We start from the raw sequence: 17,592 nt of genomic DNA on the forward strand, positions 1-17,592 counted from the left end.
GGGTTTCCGGGCCCGGCCGGGCGGGCACCGGCTTCGGCATGTTTCCTGGATTCACGCTTGAGGAGATCGACGTCGGCCCGGTACGCCTGCGGGTACGCCACGGCGGGTCCGGCTCGCCGGTCGTGCTGCTGCACGGCCATCCCCGTACCCACGCCACCTGGCACCGCGTGGCGCCGCTGCTCGCCGAGCGGCACACCGTGATCTGCCCGGACCTGCGCGGCTACGGCGGTTCGACGAAGCCGGCGGAGACCGCCGACCATTCCGGGTACGCCAAGCGGGCGATGGCGGGCGACGTGGTCGCGCTGCTCGACAAGCTCGGTCACCAGCGGGCCGCGGTGATCGGCCACGACCGTGGCGCGTACGCGGCGATGCGCACCGCGCTGGACCACCCGGACCGGGTCAGCCGGCTCGGCGTGCTCGACGGGATCCCGATCGGTGCCGCGCTGGACACCTGCGACGCCCGGTTCGCCGCCCGGTGGTGGCACTGGTTCTTCCTGGGCCAGACCGACAAGCCGGCGGAACGGGCTACTCCCGGGCGATCCACGACCCGGCGACGGTGCACGCGATGTGCGAGGACTACCGCGCGGGCCTGGGGCCGGATCGGGCCGCCGACGACGCGGACCGGGCCGCCGGGCGGAAGATCGGCTGCCCGGTGCTGTTCGTGTGGGCCGAACGTGACGACATGGTGGACCTGCACGGAGACCCGGCGGCGATCTGGCGGGAGTGGGCCGACGACGTACGGGCCACCTCGATCGACTCGGGTCACCACATGGCCGAGGAGGCGCCGGAGGCCCTCGCTGCCGTACTCGCCGACTTCCTGGCCGACTGACCGCTCAGCGCGACCGGCGGCTCAGGTCGACTGACCGCTCAGCGCGACCGGCAGCGGGTCAACCGACCGGGGCGGGCTCGCGCACCGGCTGACGGTCGGTGCCGAGCATCCCCCGGCGGCGGGCCCAGCGCTCGAAAACCAGGGTGGCGAACGGCGGCACCGCGCAGGCCAACGCGACCACCGTGGCAGGCAGGCTCCACCGGTGCAGTCGGGCCACCACCAGCACCAGCAGGGCGTACGCGACGAACAGGCCGCCGTGGATCGGACCGAAGATCTTGACGCCCAGCTCGTTGTCCGGCGGGCCGTACTTGACCGCCATGCCGACCAGCAGGGCAAGCCAGGAGCACGCCTCGGCGATCGCCGCCGCGACGAAGAGCCCGGTCACCTTCTCGCGCATACCCACGCCACCACCTCTCGGGCGGCAATGCTATCGGTGCGGACCGGGCGCACCCGAGCAGACCGCCCGGACGCGACAGGGATCACCAAGCCCGCCGGTGGGTAGGAAAAGACCATCGGGTCTTCCCCCGCCCGCCGGGGACGTGCGAGGTTAGGGGGACCAGCGGTGACAGGGTGGTGACCATGGGCGAGGACGTCGGCGTACGGACCTTCAGTCGGGAGGACCGGGCCCGCTACCGCGAGAAGGTCCGCAACTGCCTGGACGTCTTCGCCGAGATGCTGCGCGAGTCGCGGTTCGACATCGACCGGCCACTGACCGGGCTGGAGATCGAGCTGAACCTGGTCGACCAGGAGTCGAATCCGGCGATGCGCAATGCCGACGTGCTGGCGGCCATCGCGGACCCGAGCTTCCAGACCGAGCTGGGCCAGTTCAACATCGAGATCAACGTGCCGCCGCGCCGGCTGACCGGCACCGGCACCGCCGAATTCGAGGAGAACGTCCGGGCCAGCCTCAACGCCGCCGAGGAGAAGGCCCGCGCGATCGGCGCGCACATGGTCATGATCGGCATCCTGCCGACGTTGCGCCCGGAGCACCTGACCGCCGAGACGCTCTCGGCCAGCCCCCGCTACAAGCTGCTCAACGAGCAGATCTTCGCCGCTCGGGGCGAGGACCTGCCGATCGCCATCAGCGGGGTGGAACGGTTGGCGGTCACCGCCGACACGATCACCCCGGAGGCGGCCTGCACCAGCACACAGTTCCACCTCCAGGTCAGCCCGGCCCAGTTCGCCGACTACTGGAACGCCGCCCAGGCGATCGCCGGCCTCCAGGTGGCGCTCGGCGCGAACTCACCGCTGTTCTTCGGCCGGGAGCTGTGGCGCGAGACGCGCATCCCGCTGTTCCAGCAGGCCACCGACACCCGGTCGGAGGAGATCAAGGCGCAGGGCGTACGGCCACGGGTCTGGTTCGGCGAACGCTGGATCACCAACGTGTTCGACCTCTTCGAGGAGAACGTGCGCTACTTTCCGGCGCTGCTGCCGGTCTGCGACCCGGAGGACCCGGCGCAGGCGTTGGCCGCCGGTGAGGTGCCCAAGCTCGCCGAGCTACGGCTGCACAACGGCACCGTCTACCGGTGGAACCGACCGGTGTACGACGTGTCGCGCGGCCGGCCGCACCTGCGGGTGGAGAACCGGGTGCTGCCCGCCGGGCCTACCGTGCTGGACACCATCGCCAACGGCGCCTTCTACTTCGGGCTGGTGCGCGCCCTGGCCGAGTCGGACCGGCCGCTGTGGTCGCAGATGTCGTTCAGTGCCGCCGAGGAAAACTTCACCAGCTGCGCCCGGTACGGCATCGACGCGCAGGTCTTCTGGCCCGGCCTCGGCTACCTGCCGGTGACCGAGCTGGTGCTGCGCCGGCTGCTGCCGCTGGCGCACCACGGCCTGGACCAGTGGGGCTTGGATCCGGCCGAGCGCGACCGGCTGCTCGGCATCATCGAGCAGCGCTGCCTGACCGGCCGCAACGGCGCGAGTTGGCAGGTGGAGACGCTGCACCGGCTGGAGACCGCCGACCACCTGGACCGGCCGGCGGCGCTGCGCGAGGTGGTCCGGCACTACGTGACGTTGATGCACAGCAACCGGCCGGTGCACGAGTGGCCCATCCCCTGACCCGGCCCCGGCCCCTGAGTCGCGGTCACTGCGCCGGGCGGTCCCATGGCGACGGGTCGTCGCGGAGTCTGCTGTAGAGGTACCCGTCGCGCCACCGGCCGGCCCGGAACTCGCAGGCCCGCACGACTCCTTCGAGCTGGAAGCCGGCCTTCTCCAGGGACCGCTGCTCGGCGACGTTCTCCGGGTGGGTGCCGGCCTGGACGCGCTGCGCCGGGGTGTGCTCGAACAGGTAGTCGCAGAGCAGTGCCTGTGCCCGCCAGCCGACGCCCCGGCCGCGCCACGCCGGCAGCAGGACGATCCCGATCTCCCAGTACGAGGCCCGGCCGCCGTAGCACCCCGAGAGGTAGCTGACGAAGCCGGCGGGGGCCCGCTCCGGCTCGACCTCCACGACGAGCCGTCCGTCGTCCGCGCCGAGCCAGCCGTCGACGGCGAACCGCCGGGCCGGCGCACCCGGGTCGCGGAAACCGGCCCAGTCCAGCCCGATAAGACCCGGCTCGGTGCAGAACCGCCGGAACATCGCCAGGTCGGCCGAGGCGACCGGCCGCAGTCGAACGGTGAGATTGTCCGTCCGGGAAGCCGGAGTGTCACCACTCTCCATTGCCGACACGGTAGCCGCCCCACGCTGGCCCGGCCGCCCCGTGGCGCGACGTTCCGTGCCCTCCTTTGTGGACCCCCAGGGTCATCGACGTTTGTCGTAGGCTGGTGCGGCTCGACATCGACCTGGTGACGATGAAGGGATGCCTGTGGACACTTCCGAGACAGACCACACCTCGGCCCCGAGGTCCACGAGCGGAGCCCTGTCCCGCCGGCACATGCTGCGTGCCGGGGCTGCGGCTGCCGGCGGCGCGTTGATTGTCGGCACGTCCGAGGCAGCGCAGGCCGCGCCGGGTGGCCCGAAGCGGGCGTTGCGGGCGCCGGTGCTGGTGCCCGGCGACCGGGTCCGGGTCGTGTCACCCGGAGGCACTCCCAACCCCGCGAACATGGCCCGCGGCATCGAGATCCTGCGGAGCTGGGGTCTGGAGGTCGAGCTGGGCGAGCACGTCTTCGCCAAGTACGGCTATCTGGCCGGCACCGATGCGCAGCGGCTGGCCGACCTGAACGCCGCGCTCAACGACCGGGGGGTCCGTGCGGTCTTCGCCGCCCGTGGTGGCTACGGCACCCAGCGGATCGTCGATAGCATCGACGTGGCTGGCATCCGCCGCGATCCCCGGGTGGTCGTCGGGTTCAGTGACATCACCAGCATCCATGGCAAGCTCTGGCGCGACGCAGGGCTGGTCACCTTCTACGGTCCCATGGTCAACTGGAGCGACAGCCGCACCGGGCCGGAGTCGGCCGAGGCACTACGCCGGGCGGTGATGACCACCGCACCCGTCACCATCACCAGGGATCCCGCCGAGACGGCCGCCCCCGTCCTGGTGCCGGGACGGGCGACGGGTCCCCTGCTCGGCGGCTGCCTGACATTGATCTCCACATCGTTGGGTGCCGGTGACGCCCCGAAGTTCGACGACGCCATCCTGTTCTTCGAGGACGTGGACGAGGCGCCGTACAGCATCGACAGGATGCTGACCGAGCTACGCCGGGTGGGCGTGCTGTCCAGGGTCGCCGGGGTGGTCATCGGCCAGATCACCAACAGCGTCGGTGCACCCGACGAGTGGGACGCGGTGGCGATGTTGACGGACCGCCTCTCCGACCTTGGCGTGCCGGTCCTGGGCGGGCTCCGACTGGGCCATGGCAACGGGCAACTCACCATTCCGCTCGGTTCGCGGGCCACGATCGATGCGGAGGCGGGGACCCTGACGGTGGAGCCCGGAGTCCGTCCGCGCTAGGGGGATGGAGGGCGTCCCGCCGCGCCTACAGTGCCCACCGGATCACGGTGACCAGCCCGAGGACGGTCAGAGTCAGGACGATCAGGCCGATCACCGTTGCCACCAGGCAGGGCAGGGCCTCGCTCCACGCGCCGGGGACCTGACGGGGTCCGGCCTCCGTCCAGGTGACCGGGCCCTGACCTTCCTGTCCGGCCTGCTCGACCAGCCGACCGAACCGTGCGCGTGCCACCGGCCCGAGCTTGTCGGTGGGGTCGGCGTTCACCTTCAGCACGAGCAGCCGTCGCCAGGCACCCGGGTGAGCCCTCTCGAATGCGCCGATCTCCTCCACGGCGGCGTCCTCGTCGAGGAACCCCCAACGCCCGGCCTCGACCACGTTGCCCACCTGCCGGTACAGCGCGGCACGCTGCGCCCGCAGTTCCAGGTCGTCGGGGTACGCGGCGGTCAGGCTCGCCAGCCGCTGCATCGCTGGGTGGACGTGCCCGCGCCGCAGATCGGTCTCGACCTTCGCCAGCACGTGATCTTTCGCCATGGCGGTCATTCTCAGCGGCCACCGCCACAACCGAAAGCCCATATCCGCGTAGCGGCGCGGATCGCTGGGCGCACTTTTCGTTGATGATGGTTGCCATGACGTCAGTGGGCGCCCAGCGGGTGCGGGATGCGAACGGCGGACCGCAGAGTCCATTGGAGCAGCGGCTGATCGAGTCCGTCGCTCACGGCGCGGCGCTCGACCTGGCCGGTGACGGGCCGGTCGACGAGGCAGCGATGCGGTCCTGGGGCGATGACCGCACGATCTCGGCTTCGGTCATCCGTGAGCTGGTCCGCGGCCGGCTGGTCAGCGAGCCCGACCCACATGGCCTGCGGCTGCGCGGAGCCCGGATCGTCGGCCAGATCGATCTGGAGAACATCACCAGTGACCTGGTGCTGGAGCTGCGTGACTGCCTGCTGCCCAGCGGCGTGAACCTTCGCAACGCCCGCCTGTCAGCGGTCGCCCTGACCGGGTGCCGCATCGAGCAGGCGCCCGATTCCGCGGACGCGGCACTCGACGCCACACGCTGTGCCGCGTGGGTGATGTCGCTCAGGAAGAGCACGGTCACCGCTGACGCGGTCGCCGGCACCGTTCGTCTCGCCGCCGCACGCGTCGGCACGTTGGACTGCCGTGGCGCGCGGTTGGAGAACAGCACCGGATCTGCCCTGGACGCCGACGGCCTCCAGGTCGACCAGAGCGTGTTCCTGAATGACGGATTCACCGCCACCAGCCCCAGCGTGCGAGGCACCATCCGGCTGCTCGGCGCCCACATCGGCGGCCAGCTCAACTGCGGTGGAGCACGGTTGGAGAACACCGCCGGCCCGGCACTCAACGCCGACAATCTCCGGGCCAACCAGGACGTGCTGCTGTCGAACGGCTTCATCGCCACCAGCGCCAGCGAGCAGGGCACCATCCGGCTGCTCGGCGCGCACATCGGCTCGTTGAGCGCGAGCGGTGCGCGGCTGACGAACACCGCCGGACCGGTCCTCGACGCCGACGGCCTCACCGTTGACCGGGACGTGGCCCTGGACAGTGGTTTCACCGCCACCAGCGCCAGCGAGTGGGGCGGCATCGGCCTGTCCGGCGCCCACATCGGCGGACTTCTGGCCTGCGGTGGGGCGCGCCTGGAGAACACGACCGGCCCCGCCCTCGACGTGAACGGCCTCCGGGTCGACCAGGACGTGCTCCTGGATGACGAATTCAGCGCCACCAGCGGCGGTGACGAGGTGGTGGTGCTGGTGCTGGCCGGAGCGAGGATTGGTGGGGCCCTTTGCCTCGACACCGATCGGGTGACGCGCACGGCACCGGGCCCGGGACCGCTGATCGAGTTGGACGGGCTCACCTACAGCGGGCTCCCGCGGCCCACGTCACTGCGGCGCTGGTTGACCCTGCTGCGCGAGGGCACCCCCCGTTACAGCGCCCAGCCCTACCAGCACCTCGCCGCCGCGTACCGCGCCGCCGGCCACGACCGCGACGCCCGCACCATCCTCATCGCCCAACGCCGCGACCAGATCCAGCGCGCCGGACTGACCGCCTCCGAGCGCGCCTGGGGTCGCCTCATCGGCATCACCCTCGGCTACGGCTACCAGCCCTGGCGGGCCCTGCTCCTGCTCCTCGCCACACTGGCGATCGCAGTGACCCTCAGCGTCCTCGGCGGCCACCACGGCGGCCTGGCGCAGAAGCCGGTGACCAGCGGAGCAGCCACCACCTGCACCACCATCGACCAGATCGGCGTCGGCCTCGACCTCGGCACCCCAGTGCTCAAGACCGGCGCCCGTGACCGCTGCCAACCCACCGACACCCCTGCCGGCCAGACCCTGACCATCGCCGGCTGGATCCTGCAGCTGCTCGCCTGGAGCTTCGCCACCCTCTTCATCGCCGGCTTCACGAGCGCGGTCCGCAAGACCTGAGCACACGCTGACCTGCTCCGGCCACCTGTGCGCCGTCACGCGGATTGCATCCGCGGGCGGTACTCAACCGCGCGGGGTGGGAACACCGAAGAGATCGATGATGCCGGCGGGAAGCTGGGCGAGCAGGTCATGACGCTCGTCGTCATCGAGCGCCTCGGCGACGGTACGCAACACCGCCTGGGCGTGCTGACGCACCTGGTCCGCGTCCGCGCACTGCTCCCGATCGCCGACGTGTTTCAGGAAGTCGCCGATGTCCCACTGGCGGCCCCGTGGATTACGGGTGACCGACGGGTTCAGCCGCTCCGGTAGCTGTGCCGCGAGGTGGTCGGCCTCCCGTCCGGCGAGCCGTTCGCCGAGCACCGACAGGACGGCCTGTACGGACCGCACGGCCTCATTCTCACCGAGGCCCCCGCGCCGCCGTACCGTGGCGATCAACTGCTCGTACTCCATGACCCGCTCCTTCCGTCTCCTCGACCGGCCGTCAGGCCTGCCAGCGGACGAACGGGGCGAGTTCCCAGGCTCCCTGGCCGCAAACGAGGTCACCCGCCGACCCGGGCTTTCAGCCGTCGGCCGGCGGGACCTCATATCTCGCCACGAACCAGGCGGATCAGCCGGTCGAGGACTCGGCCCTCGCTCACCCGTAGGCCGTCGTGTTCGTACTCGTTGGTGATCCAGGGGCGTAGACCGCGCACCGATCGCGCCGTGGCCAACGAGTCGTCGGTGTCGACGTACATGTCGTCGTGGTAGACGGCGGCGACAACGGGCACCTCGTTGCGGGCCAACTGCTGCGGGTCGTACAGGTCCGGCCACTCCTCGCGCCGCGCCAGCAGCTCCGCCGTCTCGCGCAGCGGGGCCAGCGCCGGATCGCTGGCGAACATCCACGGGTAGATCATCTCGCCGGTCAGCAGCACCGGTCGGTCGTCCGCCAGCGCCCCGTCGGCGTCGAACTGCGGGAACTCGGCCCGTACCGTCTCGGCCGCCCAACCGGTGGCACCCGGTGTCACCGACCGCTGGCCGTAGATCGACTCGTGCAGCAGCGCGTAGAGCGGGCGGCTCGCGTACGAGAGATGGCCCTGGACCTCGGCGAGGAACGAGTCGGAGAGGTGACCGGCGGGCACCCCCGGCAGGAATGCGTCTTCGAGCAGGTAGTGCAGGGTGTGCGTACCGTTGCCGGTGCCCAGCGTGGTGCCGATCGCCTGGAACGCCTCGGCGGTCAGCAACCCGCCGCCGGGCAGCCGCACCTCCCGCTCCCGGAGGTGCCGCACGACGGCGCGAACGGTCTCGACGTCCTCCGGGTAACGCGCGTAGTGCGCCTCGACCTTGCGCTGCACGCGCGGGTACGCGGACCGGTAGACCTCATGCGCGCTGCTGCGCAGGCCGGGGAGGCCACCGGTCACGAAGGCCTCGCGGACGCCTTCCGGCGCGTACGACAGGTAGGTGAGGGTGCAGAAGCCGCCGTAGCTCTGGCCGAGCAGGCTCCACCGCCCATCCTCGCCGAGGAGTTCCCGGCGGATCAGCTCACAGTCCCGGACGATCGAGTCGGCCCGGAGGTGCGCCAGATACCGGGCCTGCGCGGTCGCGTCGCCGCGCAGCGGCAGCGTCTGCCGATTGGCGGGGGTGGAGCGGCCGGTGCCGCGCTGGTCCAGCAGCAGCACCCGGTAGTCGTCCAGCGCCCGGCCCAGCCAGCTGTCACGGCCCACTGGCCGCGGTGACCGCCCGCCTGGGCCGCCCTGCAGGAAGAGCAGCCAGGGCAGCGACTCGTGCGCCTTGCCGACAGCGACGACCTCGCGGGCGTACACCTCGATCTGTTCACCGGCCGGGTTCGCGTGGTCGAGCGGTACCCGGAAGCTGTGGTCGGTGATGACGGTGCCAGGGTGGCGGTAGGTCGGCACGGTTCCCTTCCCGTATTCGCTGACCACGGGCCGGTTGGCCGGGGTCCGCCCATCTTATGATCCGGTGGATCCGATGCCAGACGGTGGCTATCCCATGGCCTTCCCGGTCGCCTTCGTGAATTCAAGCAGCCTGTCGGGAGCGTTCTCGGAGAGCTGTCGCACTGCGATGGCGTACGCATTCGACCCGCCGCCTTTGATGACGCTGTCGAACTCCTTCGAGCAGGTCGCCGCGTTCGTCTCGGCGTGGGTGAGGAACTCCTCCCACAAGTCCTGAAGGGACGATTCCGGAACGCGGAAGAACCGATCGGCCTCGTCGACGTGGGTGAGCAGGCTGTCGCAGGTGTCCGCTATCCGGTGGAGCCCGTCGGGAGTACGTTCCTCGTTAGGGGTTTTGCGGTATTCGTCGAGGATGTCGTTGATCACGTCGAGATCGGTGACGAACCGCAGGATCAGATCCCGGCCGCCTTGGTTCATCCACTCTCGCACCTGTTCCGCCACGAGTTCGCGGGGTCGCTCGCCGTTGGACTGAATCCATCCGTCGAGCAACTGGTAGTTGGTGTTCGACGCCAGGTTCAGGTAATGGATATCTCGCCATCCCGAGAGTGGGAGGGCGATGATGAAGATGACCGCGAGGAAACACGCCTGCACTGCCCGCCTGGGCCGCTTCGGAGGTCGGGTGCCCTCCGGCATGGTGACACCGCTCTTTCGGGTCGCGAAGCGGTCGGAAAGAGCGCCGAGCATCGCAGCGGCAAGGGCCGTCAGCGCGCATGCCGCCACCACGATGTTGAACACCATGGAGATTTCACCCCAGGCGAGATTGCCGCGCCAGGCACAGGTCGTCTCGAAGGTGTTCATCGGGCCGAGGCAGCCGTCGACGGAGGTGAGGAGCACAAAACCCGCCGCACCGATCCACAGTGCGATGTTGGCCGAGGCGAGCGTGTTGATCAGGCGCAGTTCCGTTCGGCGGGCATTCGCCGATACGGCGGCGATCACCCCTCCGCCGAACAGCCCTGCGGCGCAGTAATAGTAGTAGTACGAGTATTCGATGTCCCCTGAAGAGACCGTTTCCCAGAGTCTGCTGCGGTTGAGCGCCAACTTGACGGCCACCAAGCAGATCAGGCCAGCGACGCCTCCGATCACCGCGGGTTTCATAGAAGACGGTTGGGGCTCGATGCCGCGGTCCACGAGAGGTCTGACGATCCGCGGAAGGACGGCGATCGTCCAGAGGATCGCGATTCCCGTGAACAGGAAGGGTCCTGCGGTCGCCATCAGCGCAGGGCTCAGGGCGAACAACATCGTGGTCGTGACCGATTCGGCCTCGCCTCCCTTCGCGACCACGATCTTCGACCACTCGTCATACAGGGCTTGCCTGTCCAAATTGATGTAGAGGCCGTAGAAGAATCCTGAGAAATACTTCCACGTCATGAGGAGGACCGCCAGCACGAGCCACGAGGGGACGAGGATGGCGGCCAGTCGGGCCCAAGCGGCGCCTTCGGGGCGGGCGGCGGCCCATTGCCTTTCGACTTGCGATACCCACCAGCCGAACAACACGCTCATACAGAGGAGTACGAGGAGGAATTCCGGGTGTGGGGGGATTCGCGTGAGCGAGAACGTACTGTCGACGAACGGGATTCCGAGGATCAGACCCGTCCCGAACCAGAGGCCGACGCCGACGCCCGACGGTGGGCGTTCACCGGAATCGGCCGACCGCGCCACCGCCTGCCACAGGTAGATGCCGATGATCGCGCCAGCCGGCGCGGAGCAGGCCAATGCCGCCGACACGATCGAGACCAACTGGGTGGCTCCGCCCTCGTTCAGTGCCACAATGAGCCGGTAGAAGATGAGCGTCGTCGCCAGGCCGGTGAGCGCCAGGGCGAGCGGGCGGATCCTCAGCAACGTCGAAGGGTCGGAGGCCGATGCTCGTCGTACGCTCCATTCTGGATGGACGCGCCACAGGCCGAGGAACGCCTCAAATGCGCGCTCGCGCTTGGTGGGAGGCTCCGAGCCCTCGGTTACCAGCCATTTCGCCGGATCGGCCTCCCACTCAACGGATCGCAGGTCGGCTCGGATCTCCCGGCTGCGCAAGACCTCCGTCCTCGACAGGTAGATGAGGGCAGCCATCACGCCCGTGGAGGCGATGTTGGTTGCATGGATGCCAACGAGGTTATGGGCCCACGGGAATTCCCGGGTGATCTCGATGATGCTGTGAATCCGGATCATCCACCTGGCTCACCGACCACGGCACCACCCTCGACGCAGGGTTCGTGCTGCGAGCGCTACTGCAGCGTGACCTGCCCAATCAGCACGCCATCGCCGCCGTCCGCCACGCCCTGACGTGGCTCGCCGATTACGCTGCCACCCCCGACGCCGGCTTCGTGCTGAGGCCGCTGCTGCAGCGTGGCCTGCCCACGGAGCAGGCCACAATCGTCGTCCGGCACGTCCTCACCTGGCTCACCGAGCACTCTGCCGCCTCCAACGCCGACTTCGTGCTAGGGCCGCTGCTGGCTCGTGACCTGACCAACGAGCAGGCCGCCATCGTCGTCCAGCACGCCCTCACCTGGCTCGCCAAGCAGGCCGCCACGCTCGACGCCGGCTTCGTGCTGCGGGCGCTACTGCAGCGTGACTCACCGGACGAGCACGCCGCCACCGTCGTCCAGCACGCCCTCACCTGGCTCACCAAGCACGCCGCCACCCTCAACGCCGGCTTCGTGCTACGACCGCTGCTGCAGCAGCCGCGCCTGCCGGAAGAGCAGGCGGCCCTGGTCCTGCGGCACACCATCACGTGGCTTGACGACCATGCCACCCTCCTCGACGCCGGTTTCGTCCTGCAACCACTGCTGCAGCTTCCACTGCGCGACGAGCAGCCCGCCGCCGTCCGACACGCCCTCACCTGGCTCACCAAGCACGTCGCCACCCTCCAGGCGCGGTTCGTGCTACGGCCACTGCTGCAGCAACGGCGCCTGCCCGCGGAGCAGGCCGCCACGGTCCTCCGGCAAGCCATCACATGGCTCACCAACCACGCCACCCATTCCAGCGCCGGCTTCGTCCTGCAACCACTGCTGCAGCATCCGCTGCCCGACGAGCATCCCGCCGCCGTCCGGCACGCCCTCACCTGGCTCACCAACCACGTCGCCAGCCTCCAGGCGCGGTTCGTGCTACGACCGCTGCTGCAGTGTCACCTGTCCGACGAGCAAGCCGCCGCCGCTGTCCGCCACGCCCACACGTGGCTCACCCACAACGCCACTGCCCCTGGAGCCAGCGGCCTTCGCGTCCTGCTGAATCGCTGGGTGCCTCCCGAGGATCGCCTGTAGACGAGCGGTGTGGGGGCCCGAGTCCCTGTGCGTGCGGCAAGGCTGGCCCGCTATACATACCTCTCACCGCAGTTCCTTACTTCGTCTACGAATCCGACCTTTTGGTGGAGATGGTGAGCTGCGTGGTTCTCTTTCTCAAAGCCATACCGGCAGAACGCACGTACCGCGTCCGGGCCAAATCCGCGTCCGGCATGGCCGGGGCATGCCCCCGTATGCTGCTGGCCATAACCGGGGCGGCGTACCGCTTGTGGCGCGTCCCTCATCAGACCGGAGCCGCCAGCCACGAGGAGACCACGCCCATGACCACACGCGACGAGGCGAGCGAAATGCGACCCCTTCGGTATTCCATCAACGTCACATTGGATGGGTGCTGCGATCATCTCGCGATTCCCCCGGACGAAGACCTGCATCGTCACCACACCGAGAACCTCAACCAGGCCGATGCACTTCTCTTTGGCCGGGTGATGTACGAAATGATGGAGGAAGCGTGGCGGCCGCCAGCGCCGGCGGGGTCGAGACCTGATTGGATGGAACCCTTCGCCCAGACGATCGACACGGCCAAGAAATACGTCGTGTCGAGCACCCTGGAGCAGGTCGATTGGAACGCGGAGCTCGTGCGCGGGGATCTGGGCAAGGCCGTTCAGCAGCTCAAGCAGGAGTCGGGTAAGGGACTGTTCGTGTCAGGCGTGAAGCTCCCGCTGGCGTTGGCGGAGCTGGGATTGATCGATGAGTACGAGTTCGTGGTGCATCCCAGGCTTGCGGGCCACGGGCCGACATTGTTCGCGGGGATGTCGAAGCATGTCGACTTGAAGCTCGTGAGCCGGCTGGAGTTCGCCTCGGGGGCGGTGGCGATGGGGTAAGAGCCGAGAAGGTAACCATCGGGCTCGTTCGCCCGAGCCGACCACACCGTGGAGCCCAGGTTCGCGGCTCTCGAATACTTGTTCCCCCAGTACTCCGCGCCACCGCTAGCGGCGAGGGGCCGTCCAGGATCCGACCACGTCGCAGCAGTAGTTTTGCGATCATGACGGATTGGGAGCTTCGGCCGGCTTCGGTGGCGGACGTCGAGGCGGTGGCCGAGTTGCGGGCCGTGGTGCTTCGGGCGGATCTGGAGCGGCTCGGGCGGTACGACGAGCAGCGGGTGCGGCAGCGACTGCGGGACGGGTTCGCGCCGACGCACACCTGGTTGATCGAGGTAGGCGGCGCGTTCGCCGGCTGCGTGTCGCTGCGTCCAGCCGAGGACGCCCAGTGGCTGGAGCACTTCTACCTGGCCCCGCACCTGCAGGGCAGCGGCATCGGTACCGCAGTGCTGCGCGGGCTGCTGGAGCAGTGCGACCGCGATGGCAGCCTGGTCCGGCTGAACGTGTTGCAGGGTAGTCCGGCCCGCCGGCTGTACGAGAGGCACGGATTCACGGTCGAGACCGAGGACCCGGTGGACGTGTTCATGGTGCGCGAACCATCGTGACCAACACCGCATGCGCCTTGTCCTGCATCGATGGATGTCGGTTGCTGTCCTTCTGAGCTGTACGACTATGTGGACCCATCGCGGCAGTGTCGACGTGGGTGGTGACGTTGTGGCAACGTCATCCCGGAAAGCGAGTTCACGCTGTCCACTCCGGCCGCTGCCGAGGCCGGCCGACCGGGATCCGACATGACCGGGGCCGACCACCCGCCGGCTCATCCAGAGGACAAGGAGTCCCGATCGTGAACGTCAGAAACCGAACCCGCCCGCGACTCCTCTCCATCCTGCTGGCCGCTGTGCTCGCCACCGGACTGTCCGTTCCCGGCGCCGGACCGGCGGTCGCCGGGCAGACCAGTCTGCGGGCCGCCGACCCGAGCGTGATCCGCGTCGGCAGCACCTACATCTCCGTCCAGTCGCTCAACGGCGGGATAGCCGTGCGGCAGGCAGCGTCAACCGACGCGCTGGCCGCCGCACCCCCGCGGCAGGTGTGGAGGGACAGCCGCAACCTCGGCGAGGTCTGGGCCCCGGAGATCATCACCGATGGCGGCCGCTACTACATCTACTTCTCCGCCGGACGCGGCTCCGCACACCGGATGTACGCGATCAGCTCGGCGTCGCCGGCCAGCGGCTACACGGCCGAGCGGCAGCTCGCGCTGCCCGGCGGCAAGTGGGCCATCGACGGCAGCCTGTTCACCTTCAACGGGCAGCGGTGGTTCGTCTGGTCGGGGTGGGCCGGCGACACCAACATCGAACAGAACATCTACCTCAGCCGGATGAGCGACCCGGTCACCCCGACTGGCAACCGGTACATCATCTCCCAGCCGCGGGAGAGCTGGGAACGCGTCGTCGGCAAACCGTACATCAACGAGTCCCCCGAGGCGATCAAGGACCCGAACGGGCAACTGCACATCGTCTACTCCGCCAACGGCAGCTGGAGTGACCAGTACTGCCTCGCCGACCTGCGGCTGCGGGCCGGCGGCGACCCGACGTACGTGTGGGACTGGTACAAGTCGAACGGCTGCCTGTTCGGCTCGAACCGGGCCACGATGATGGCCGGCTGGGATCCCACTCTGTACGTGAACGGGCCCGGCCACCACAGCTTCGTCCTGCTCAACGGCGACATCGCCACGAGCCCACCCGCTGGGCCGAGGTTCCCGCTGATGTTCCACGCCGTGCCCAAGGGCACCCCGTACTCCTGGGAGAACCGGTACTGGTACACCGGCACCTTCTGCTGGTGGGGCAACACCACCTACCGCCGCGCTAACGTGCCCGGCCCGACGACCGACACCGGGTTCAGCATCAAGTTTTTCGAATGATCCGCCGGCCGACAGGGCCTGTCCGGCCGTACCGCCTGAATCATCCCGCGCCGACCGGCTGTAGCCTCCGCCCTTATGAGCTGGCTTCCTGATGACTTCATCCACCCCGTGCACGTACCCGTGCCCAACACCGCGCTTCACCTGCGGCCGATCCGGGAGGCGGACACCGCGCTCGACTACCCCGCCGTGATGGGCTCCCGAGAGCGCTTGTGGGAGATATTCGGCCCGGCCTGGGCCTGGCCCCCGGCGACGATGACCTACGACGAGGACCGTATCGACCTGCTGCGCCACGAGAAGGAAATAGCCGCACACGAGTCGTTCAACTACGCGCTGCTGGACGAGGAGGAGACGGCGCTCCTCGGCTGCGTCTACATCGACCCGCCCGAGCGCACGGGCTCCGACGGCGAGGTCTCCTGGTGGGTGGTGGACGACCTGGTCGGCAGCGAGGCGGAGAGCGCGCTCGACGCACTGGTGCCGCAGTGGATCGCCGCCGACTGGCCCTTCCAGCAGCCCCGTTACCTGGGCCGCGACATCACCTGGCAGGACTGGCTCGCGCTGCCGCGCGCCTCGTGACACGTCCGAGGGTGCCAGGTGTCGGCGTCCGCGGTGTGAACCGCGGTAGTCAGCTCCGGCTCCTATAGAGCCTGTTTCTGATCTATATGGCCTGGTGCATGGTACGGGCGCGGCGGCGGGTCATCTGGAGGATGGCGGCCCAGTAGACGATGGTTTCGTGGTGTTCCGGTAGGCGTTCGTAGTCGCGGGCGCAGCGGCGTCGGCGGGTGAGCCAGGCGAAGGTGCGCTCGACGACCCAGCGGCGGGGCAGGACCCGGAAGCCTTTCCCGGTTGGCCGGGGCACGATCTCGATGCTGACGTCGAGGTCGGCGGCCCATCCGATCAGGTCGCCGTGGTAGCCGTTGTCGGCCCAGATGTGCTGGACACCGTGCAGGGCGGCCTGGTGAACGACGGGGCGGGCGCCATCACGGTCTTGGACGTTGGCGGGGGTGACGTGGACGGCGATGAGCAGCCCGAGGGTGTCGACGACGATGTGGCGTTTACGGCCGTTGACACGTTTGTGTGGGTCGTAGCCGCTGGTGTCGCGGCTGACAGTGGCCTCGGCGGACTCATGGACCGACTGCGAGTCGACGCATCCGGCGGTCGGGGTTGAGGTGCGGCCGGCGCTCTGGCGGATTTGTTCGCGCAGCCGGTCGGTCATGGTGAGCGCGGTCAGGTCGTCGTGCCAGCGGGCGAGGAAGCCGTAGACGGTGCGCCAGGGCGGGAAGTCGGCGGGCATGGCACGCCATTTGATGCCGTTATCGACCAGATAGAAGATGGCATCGATAATCGCGCGGCGGTGGTGCTTCTCCGGTCGGCCGCCGTCGGGGCGGCGACAGGCCGGTGTGCTGAGCAGGGGCTCGAGGATCTCCCATTCGGCGTCGGTCGTGTCGGAGGGGTAACGGCGCAGGCGGGTGGCGCAGCCACATGCGCAGACGGCATGGGGCCGCTGCCCGGCGGCAGGCCGGGCAGGGTTCAATGTCAAGGCGGGCTCTTGGGGCAGCAGGGTGTAGGAACCGTCTGCTTACCAAGAGCCCGTCTTCTATGGACGGCCGCCACGCCGACCGCAAGTCACGTAGCACAGGTCTCGCTACATAGATCAGAAACAGGCTCTATAGTGGCGCGCATGACTTTCGGGACCACCCAGGCAGTCGACCTATTCCGCGCAGAGGCCGCGAGGCGGAGCATTCCTCCGGCCGAGGTGGAGCGGTGGATGAGCGGTGTCCTCCGCCCGTGCGCGCAACTGGGTCCGAACATCGACGGGCCGGTGGTGGGCCAGTGGGGCGGCAGCCCTACGCTGCCGGTCGACATGCCTCATCCCCCGTTTCCCTTCGTTGCCTCGATCGACTGCGCCGCCCTGCCTCCTGCGGCGACAGACCTCCCCTTGCCGCCCGACGGACATCTGCTGCTGTTCGCCGATGCCGAAGAAGCGCAGGAGGACGAGAACGCGGGCATGGTGGTGTATGTCCCCGCCGGGACAGCCGTCGCCGAGCGAGCCGGGGATTACCAGTTGCCCGTGCAGAGCCTGCGGGTGAGGGTCGATCTGTCCTGCCCCAACCCCGGCCGCGACACCCCGGAGCATCCGCGAGGAAACGACCTGAGCAACGCGTGGTGGAACACGGCAACCGGGACGGAGCCCGACCAGTTGCAGGTCGGCGGCTACCAACAGGTGTTCAACCACGATTTCGTCGCGTACAACAAGCAGGTTCTCGGGGGCGACGACTGGGTTCTGCTGGCGATGGCGGATGGCTCCTACGACCCCAACTCCGGGGAGTCCGACCGTGTCAACTGGGCGATTCGGCGAGGCGATCTGGCCGTACTGAAGTTCGACGGGGTACAGATCTTCACTGACGGAATGTGACCCGATAACGAGGACGGTAGGACCCCGCGACGGCGGTGCAGATCGTGCACTC

General features: G+C 69.0%; 16 protein-coding genes and 2 pseudogenes. 11 read left to right on the forward strand and 7 right to left on the reverse strand.

Going from position 1 to position 17,592, the window contains the following annotated elements; genetic code table 11:
* Nucleotides 1-38 precede the first annotated feature (38 nt).
* Both OG470_RS28240 and OG470_RS28245 read left to right on the forward strand, forming a co-directional pair.
* Nucleotides 39-548, forward strand: a pseudogene (locus tag OG470_RS28240) (alpha/beta fold hydrolase); the annotation flags it as partial.
* A 17-nt stretch (nt 549-565) separates the two neighbouring features.
* On the forward strand, nt 566-829 hold the full coding sequence (locus tag OG470_RS28245) for a hypothetical protein (protein WP_328426861.1): 264 nt from the start codon (nt 566-568) through the stop codon (nt 827-829).
* A 58-nt stretch (nt 830-887) separates the two neighbouring features.
* On the opposite strand, the gene OG470_RS28250 is transcribed toward OG470_RS28245, so the two are convergent.
* Nucleotides 888-1,226 (reverse strand): DUF3817 domain-containing protein, encoded by a 339-nt coding sequence (locus tag OG470_RS28250; RefSeq protein WP_328426663.1) that lies wholly within the window; start codon nt 1,224-1,226, stop codon nt 888-890.
* Between the two features lie 182 nt (nt 1,227-1,408).
* On the opposite strand from OG470_RS28250, the gene OG470_RS28255 reads away from it, so the two are divergent.
* On the forward strand, nt 1,409-2,887 hold the full coding sequence (locus OG470_RS28255; RefSeq protein WP_328417058.1) for a glutamate--cysteine ligase: 1,479 nt from the start codon (nt 1,409-1,411) through the stop codon (nt 2,885-2,887).
* A gap of 25 nt (nt 2,888-2,912) precedes the next feature.
* Here OG470_RS28255 and OG470_RS28260 read toward each other — a convergent pair whose 3' ends face one another.
* Entirely contained in the window at nt 2,913-3,485 is a 573-nt protein-coding gene (locus OG470_RS28260; RefSeq protein WP_328417060.1) for a GNAT family N-acetyltransferase, read from the reverse strand.
* 139 nt (nt 3,486-3,624) lie between these two features.
* Between OG470_RS28260 and OG470_RS28265 the strand changes: the two genes are divergently transcribed.
* On the forward strand, nt 3,625-4,713 hold the full coding sequence (locus OG470_RS28265; protein ID WP_328417062.1) for a S66 peptidase family protein: 1,089 nt from the start codon (nt 3,625-3,627) through the stop codon (nt 4,711-4,713).
* Between the two features lie 25 nt (nt 4,714-4,738).
* On the opposite strand, the gene OG470_RS28270 is transcribed toward OG470_RS28265, so the two are convergent.
* Complete coding sequence (locus OG470_RS28270; protein WP_328417064.1) at nt 4,739-5,242, reverse strand: DUF6584 family protein; 504 nt, start codon at nt 5,240-5,242, stop codon at nt 4,739-4,741.
* A gap of 95 nt (nt 5,243-5,337) precedes the next feature.
* Here OG470_RS28270 and OG470_RS28275 point away from each other — a divergent pair, with 95 nt between their 5' ends.
* Complete coding sequence (locus OG470_RS28275; RefSeq protein WP_328417065.1) at nt 5,338-7,149, forward strand: hypothetical protein; 1,812 nt, start codon at nt 5,338-5,340, stop codon at nt 7,147-7,149.
* A 63-nt stretch (nt 7,150-7,212) separates the two neighbouring features.
* On the opposite strand, the gene OG470_RS28280 is transcribed toward OG470_RS28275, so the two are convergent.
* The 3 genes from OG470_RS28280 to OG470_RS28290 form a co-directional block, all read right to left on the reverse strand.
* Nucleotides 7,213-7,599, reverse strand: a complete 387-nt coding sequence (locus OG470_RS28280; RefSeq protein WP_328417067.1) for a DUF2267 domain-containing protein — start codon at nt 7,597-7,599, stop codon at nt 7,213-7,215.
* Nucleotides 7,600-7,730: 131 nt separating this feature from the next.
* Nucleotides 7,731-9,041 carry an alpha/beta fold hydrolase gene (locus OG470_RS28285; protein WP_328417069.1) on the reverse strand — a complete coding sequence of 437 codons (1,311 nt, stop codon included), beginning with the start codon at nt 9,039-9,041 and terminating at the stop codon, nt 7,731-7,733.
* Nucleotides 9,042-9,128: 87 nt separating this feature from the next.
* Nucleotides 9,129-11,261, reverse strand: coding sequence for a hypothetical protein (locus OG470_RS28290; protein ID WP_328417071.1), 2,133 nt, complete (start codon nt 11,259-11,261; stop codon nt 9,129-9,131).
* 44 nt (nt 11,262-11,305) lie between these two features.
* On the opposite strand from OG470_RS28290, the gene OG470_RS28295 reads away from it, so the two are divergent.
* From OG470_RS28295 to OG470_RS28315, 5 genes are all read left to right on the forward strand, one after another.
* Entirely contained in the window at nt 11,306-12,352 is a 1,047-nt protein-coding gene (locus OG470_RS28295; RefSeq protein WP_328417072.1) for a hypothetical protein, read from the forward strand.
* Nucleotides 12,353-12,651: 299 nt separating this feature from the next.
* The gene (locus tag OG470_RS28300; RefSeq protein ID WP_328417074.1) at nt 12,652-13,212 is read left to right on the forward strand and encodes a dihydrofolate reductase family protein; all 561 of its coding nucleotides are present in this window, start codon (nt 12,652-12,654) and stop codon (nt 13,210-13,212) included.
* 161 nt (nt 13,213-13,373) lie between these two features.
* Entirely contained in the window at nt 13,374-13,814 is a 441-nt protein-coding gene (locus OG470_RS28305; protein WP_328417076.1) for a GNAT family N-acetyltransferase, read from the forward strand.
* Nucleotides 13,815-14,053: 239 nt separating this feature from the next.
* Nucleotides 14,054-15,127 carry a glycoside hydrolase family 43 protein gene (locus OG470_RS28310; protein WP_328417078.1) on the forward strand — a complete coding sequence of 358 codons (1,074 nt, stop codon included), beginning with the start codon at nt 14,054-14,056 and terminating at the stop codon, nt 15,125-15,127.
* A 75-nt stretch (nt 15,128-15,202) separates the two neighbouring features.
* Nucleotides 15,203-15,700, forward strand: a complete 498-nt coding sequence (locus OG470_RS28315; RefSeq protein ID WP_328417080.1) for a GNAT family N-acetyltransferase — start codon at nt 15,203-15,205, stop codon at nt 15,698-15,700.
* A 133-nt stretch (nt 15,701-15,833) separates the two neighbouring features.
* Here OG470_RS28315 and OG470_RS28320 read toward each other — a convergent pair.
* A pseudogene (locus OG470_RS28320) lies at nt 15,834-16,589 on the reverse strand (IS5 family transposase); the annotation flags it as partial.
* A 216-nt stretch (nt 16,590-16,805) separates the two neighbouring features.
* Here OG470_RS28320 and OG470_RS28325 point away from each other — a divergent pair.
* The gene (locus tag OG470_RS28325; RefSeq protein ID WP_328417084.1) at nt 16,806-17,540 is read left to right on the forward strand and encodes a DUF1963 domain-containing protein; all 735 of its coding nucleotides are present in this window, start codon (nt 16,806-16,808) and stop codon (nt 17,538-17,540) included.
* The last annotated feature ends 52 nt before the right edge of the window (nt 17,541-17,592 follow it).

This window comes from Micromonospora sp. NBC_00389, from assembly GCF_036059255.1.
Taxonomy (GTDB): Bacteria; Actinomycetota; Actinomycetes; order Mycobacteriales; family Micromonosporaceae; genus Micromonospora.

What these genes read in the sequence shown, in the direction of transcription:
- OG470_RS28245 (WP_328426861.1), top strand. Translation starts at nt 566, where the DNA reads ATGTGCGAGGACTACCGCGCGGGCCTGGGGCCGGATCGGGCCGCCGAC.
- OG470_RS28250 (WP_328426663.1), bottom strand. Translation starts at nt 1,226, where the DNA reads ATGCGCGAGAAGGTGACCGGGCTCTTCGTCGCGGCGGCGATCGCCGAG.
- OG470_RS28255 (WP_328417058.1), top strand. Translation starts at nt 1,409, where the DNA reads ATGGGCGAGGACGTCGGCGTACGGACCTTCAGTCGGGAGGACCGGGCC.
- OG470_RS28260 (WP_328417060.1), bottom strand. Translation starts at nt 3,485, where the DNA reads ATGGAGAGTGGTGACACTCCGGCTTCCCGGACGGACAATCTCACCGTT.
- OG470_RS28265 (WP_328417062.1), top strand. Translation starts at nt 3,625, where the DNA reads ATGCCTGTGGACACTTCCGAGACAGACCACACCTCGGCCCCGAGGTCC.
- OG470_RS28270 (WP_328417064.1), bottom strand. Translation starts at nt 5,242, where the DNA reads ATGGCGAAAGATCACGTGCTGGCGAAGGTCGAGACCGATCTGCGGCGC.
- OG470_RS28275 (WP_328417065.1), top strand. Translation starts at nt 5,338, where the DNA reads ATGACGTCAGTGGGCGCCCAGCGGGTGCGGGATGCGAACGGCGGACCG.
- OG470_RS28280 (WP_328417067.1), bottom strand. Translation starts at nt 7,599, where the DNA reads ATGGAGTACGAGCAGTTGATCGCCACGGTACGGCGGCGCGGGGGCCTC.
- OG470_RS28290 (WP_328417071.1), bottom strand. Translation starts at nt 11,261, where the DNA reads ATGATCCGGATTCACAGCATCATCGAGATCACCCGGGAATTCCCGTGG.
- OG470_RS28300 (WP_328417074.1), top strand. Translation starts at nt 12,652, where the DNA reads ATGACCACACGCGACGAGGCGAGCGAAATGCGACCCCTTCGGTATTCC.
- OG470_RS28305 (WP_328417076.1), top strand. Translation starts at nt 13,374, where the DNA reads ATGACGGATTGGGAGCTTCGGCCGGCTTCGGTGGCGGACGTCGAGGCG.
- OG470_RS28315 (WP_328417080.1), top strand. Translation starts at nt 15,203, where the DNA reads ATGAGCTGGCTTCCTGATGACTTCATCCACCCCGTGCACGTACCCGTG.
- OG470_RS28325 (WP_328417084.1), top strand. Translation starts at nt 16,806, where the DNA reads ATGACTTTCGGGACCACCCAGGCAGTCGACCTATTCCGCGCAGAGGCC.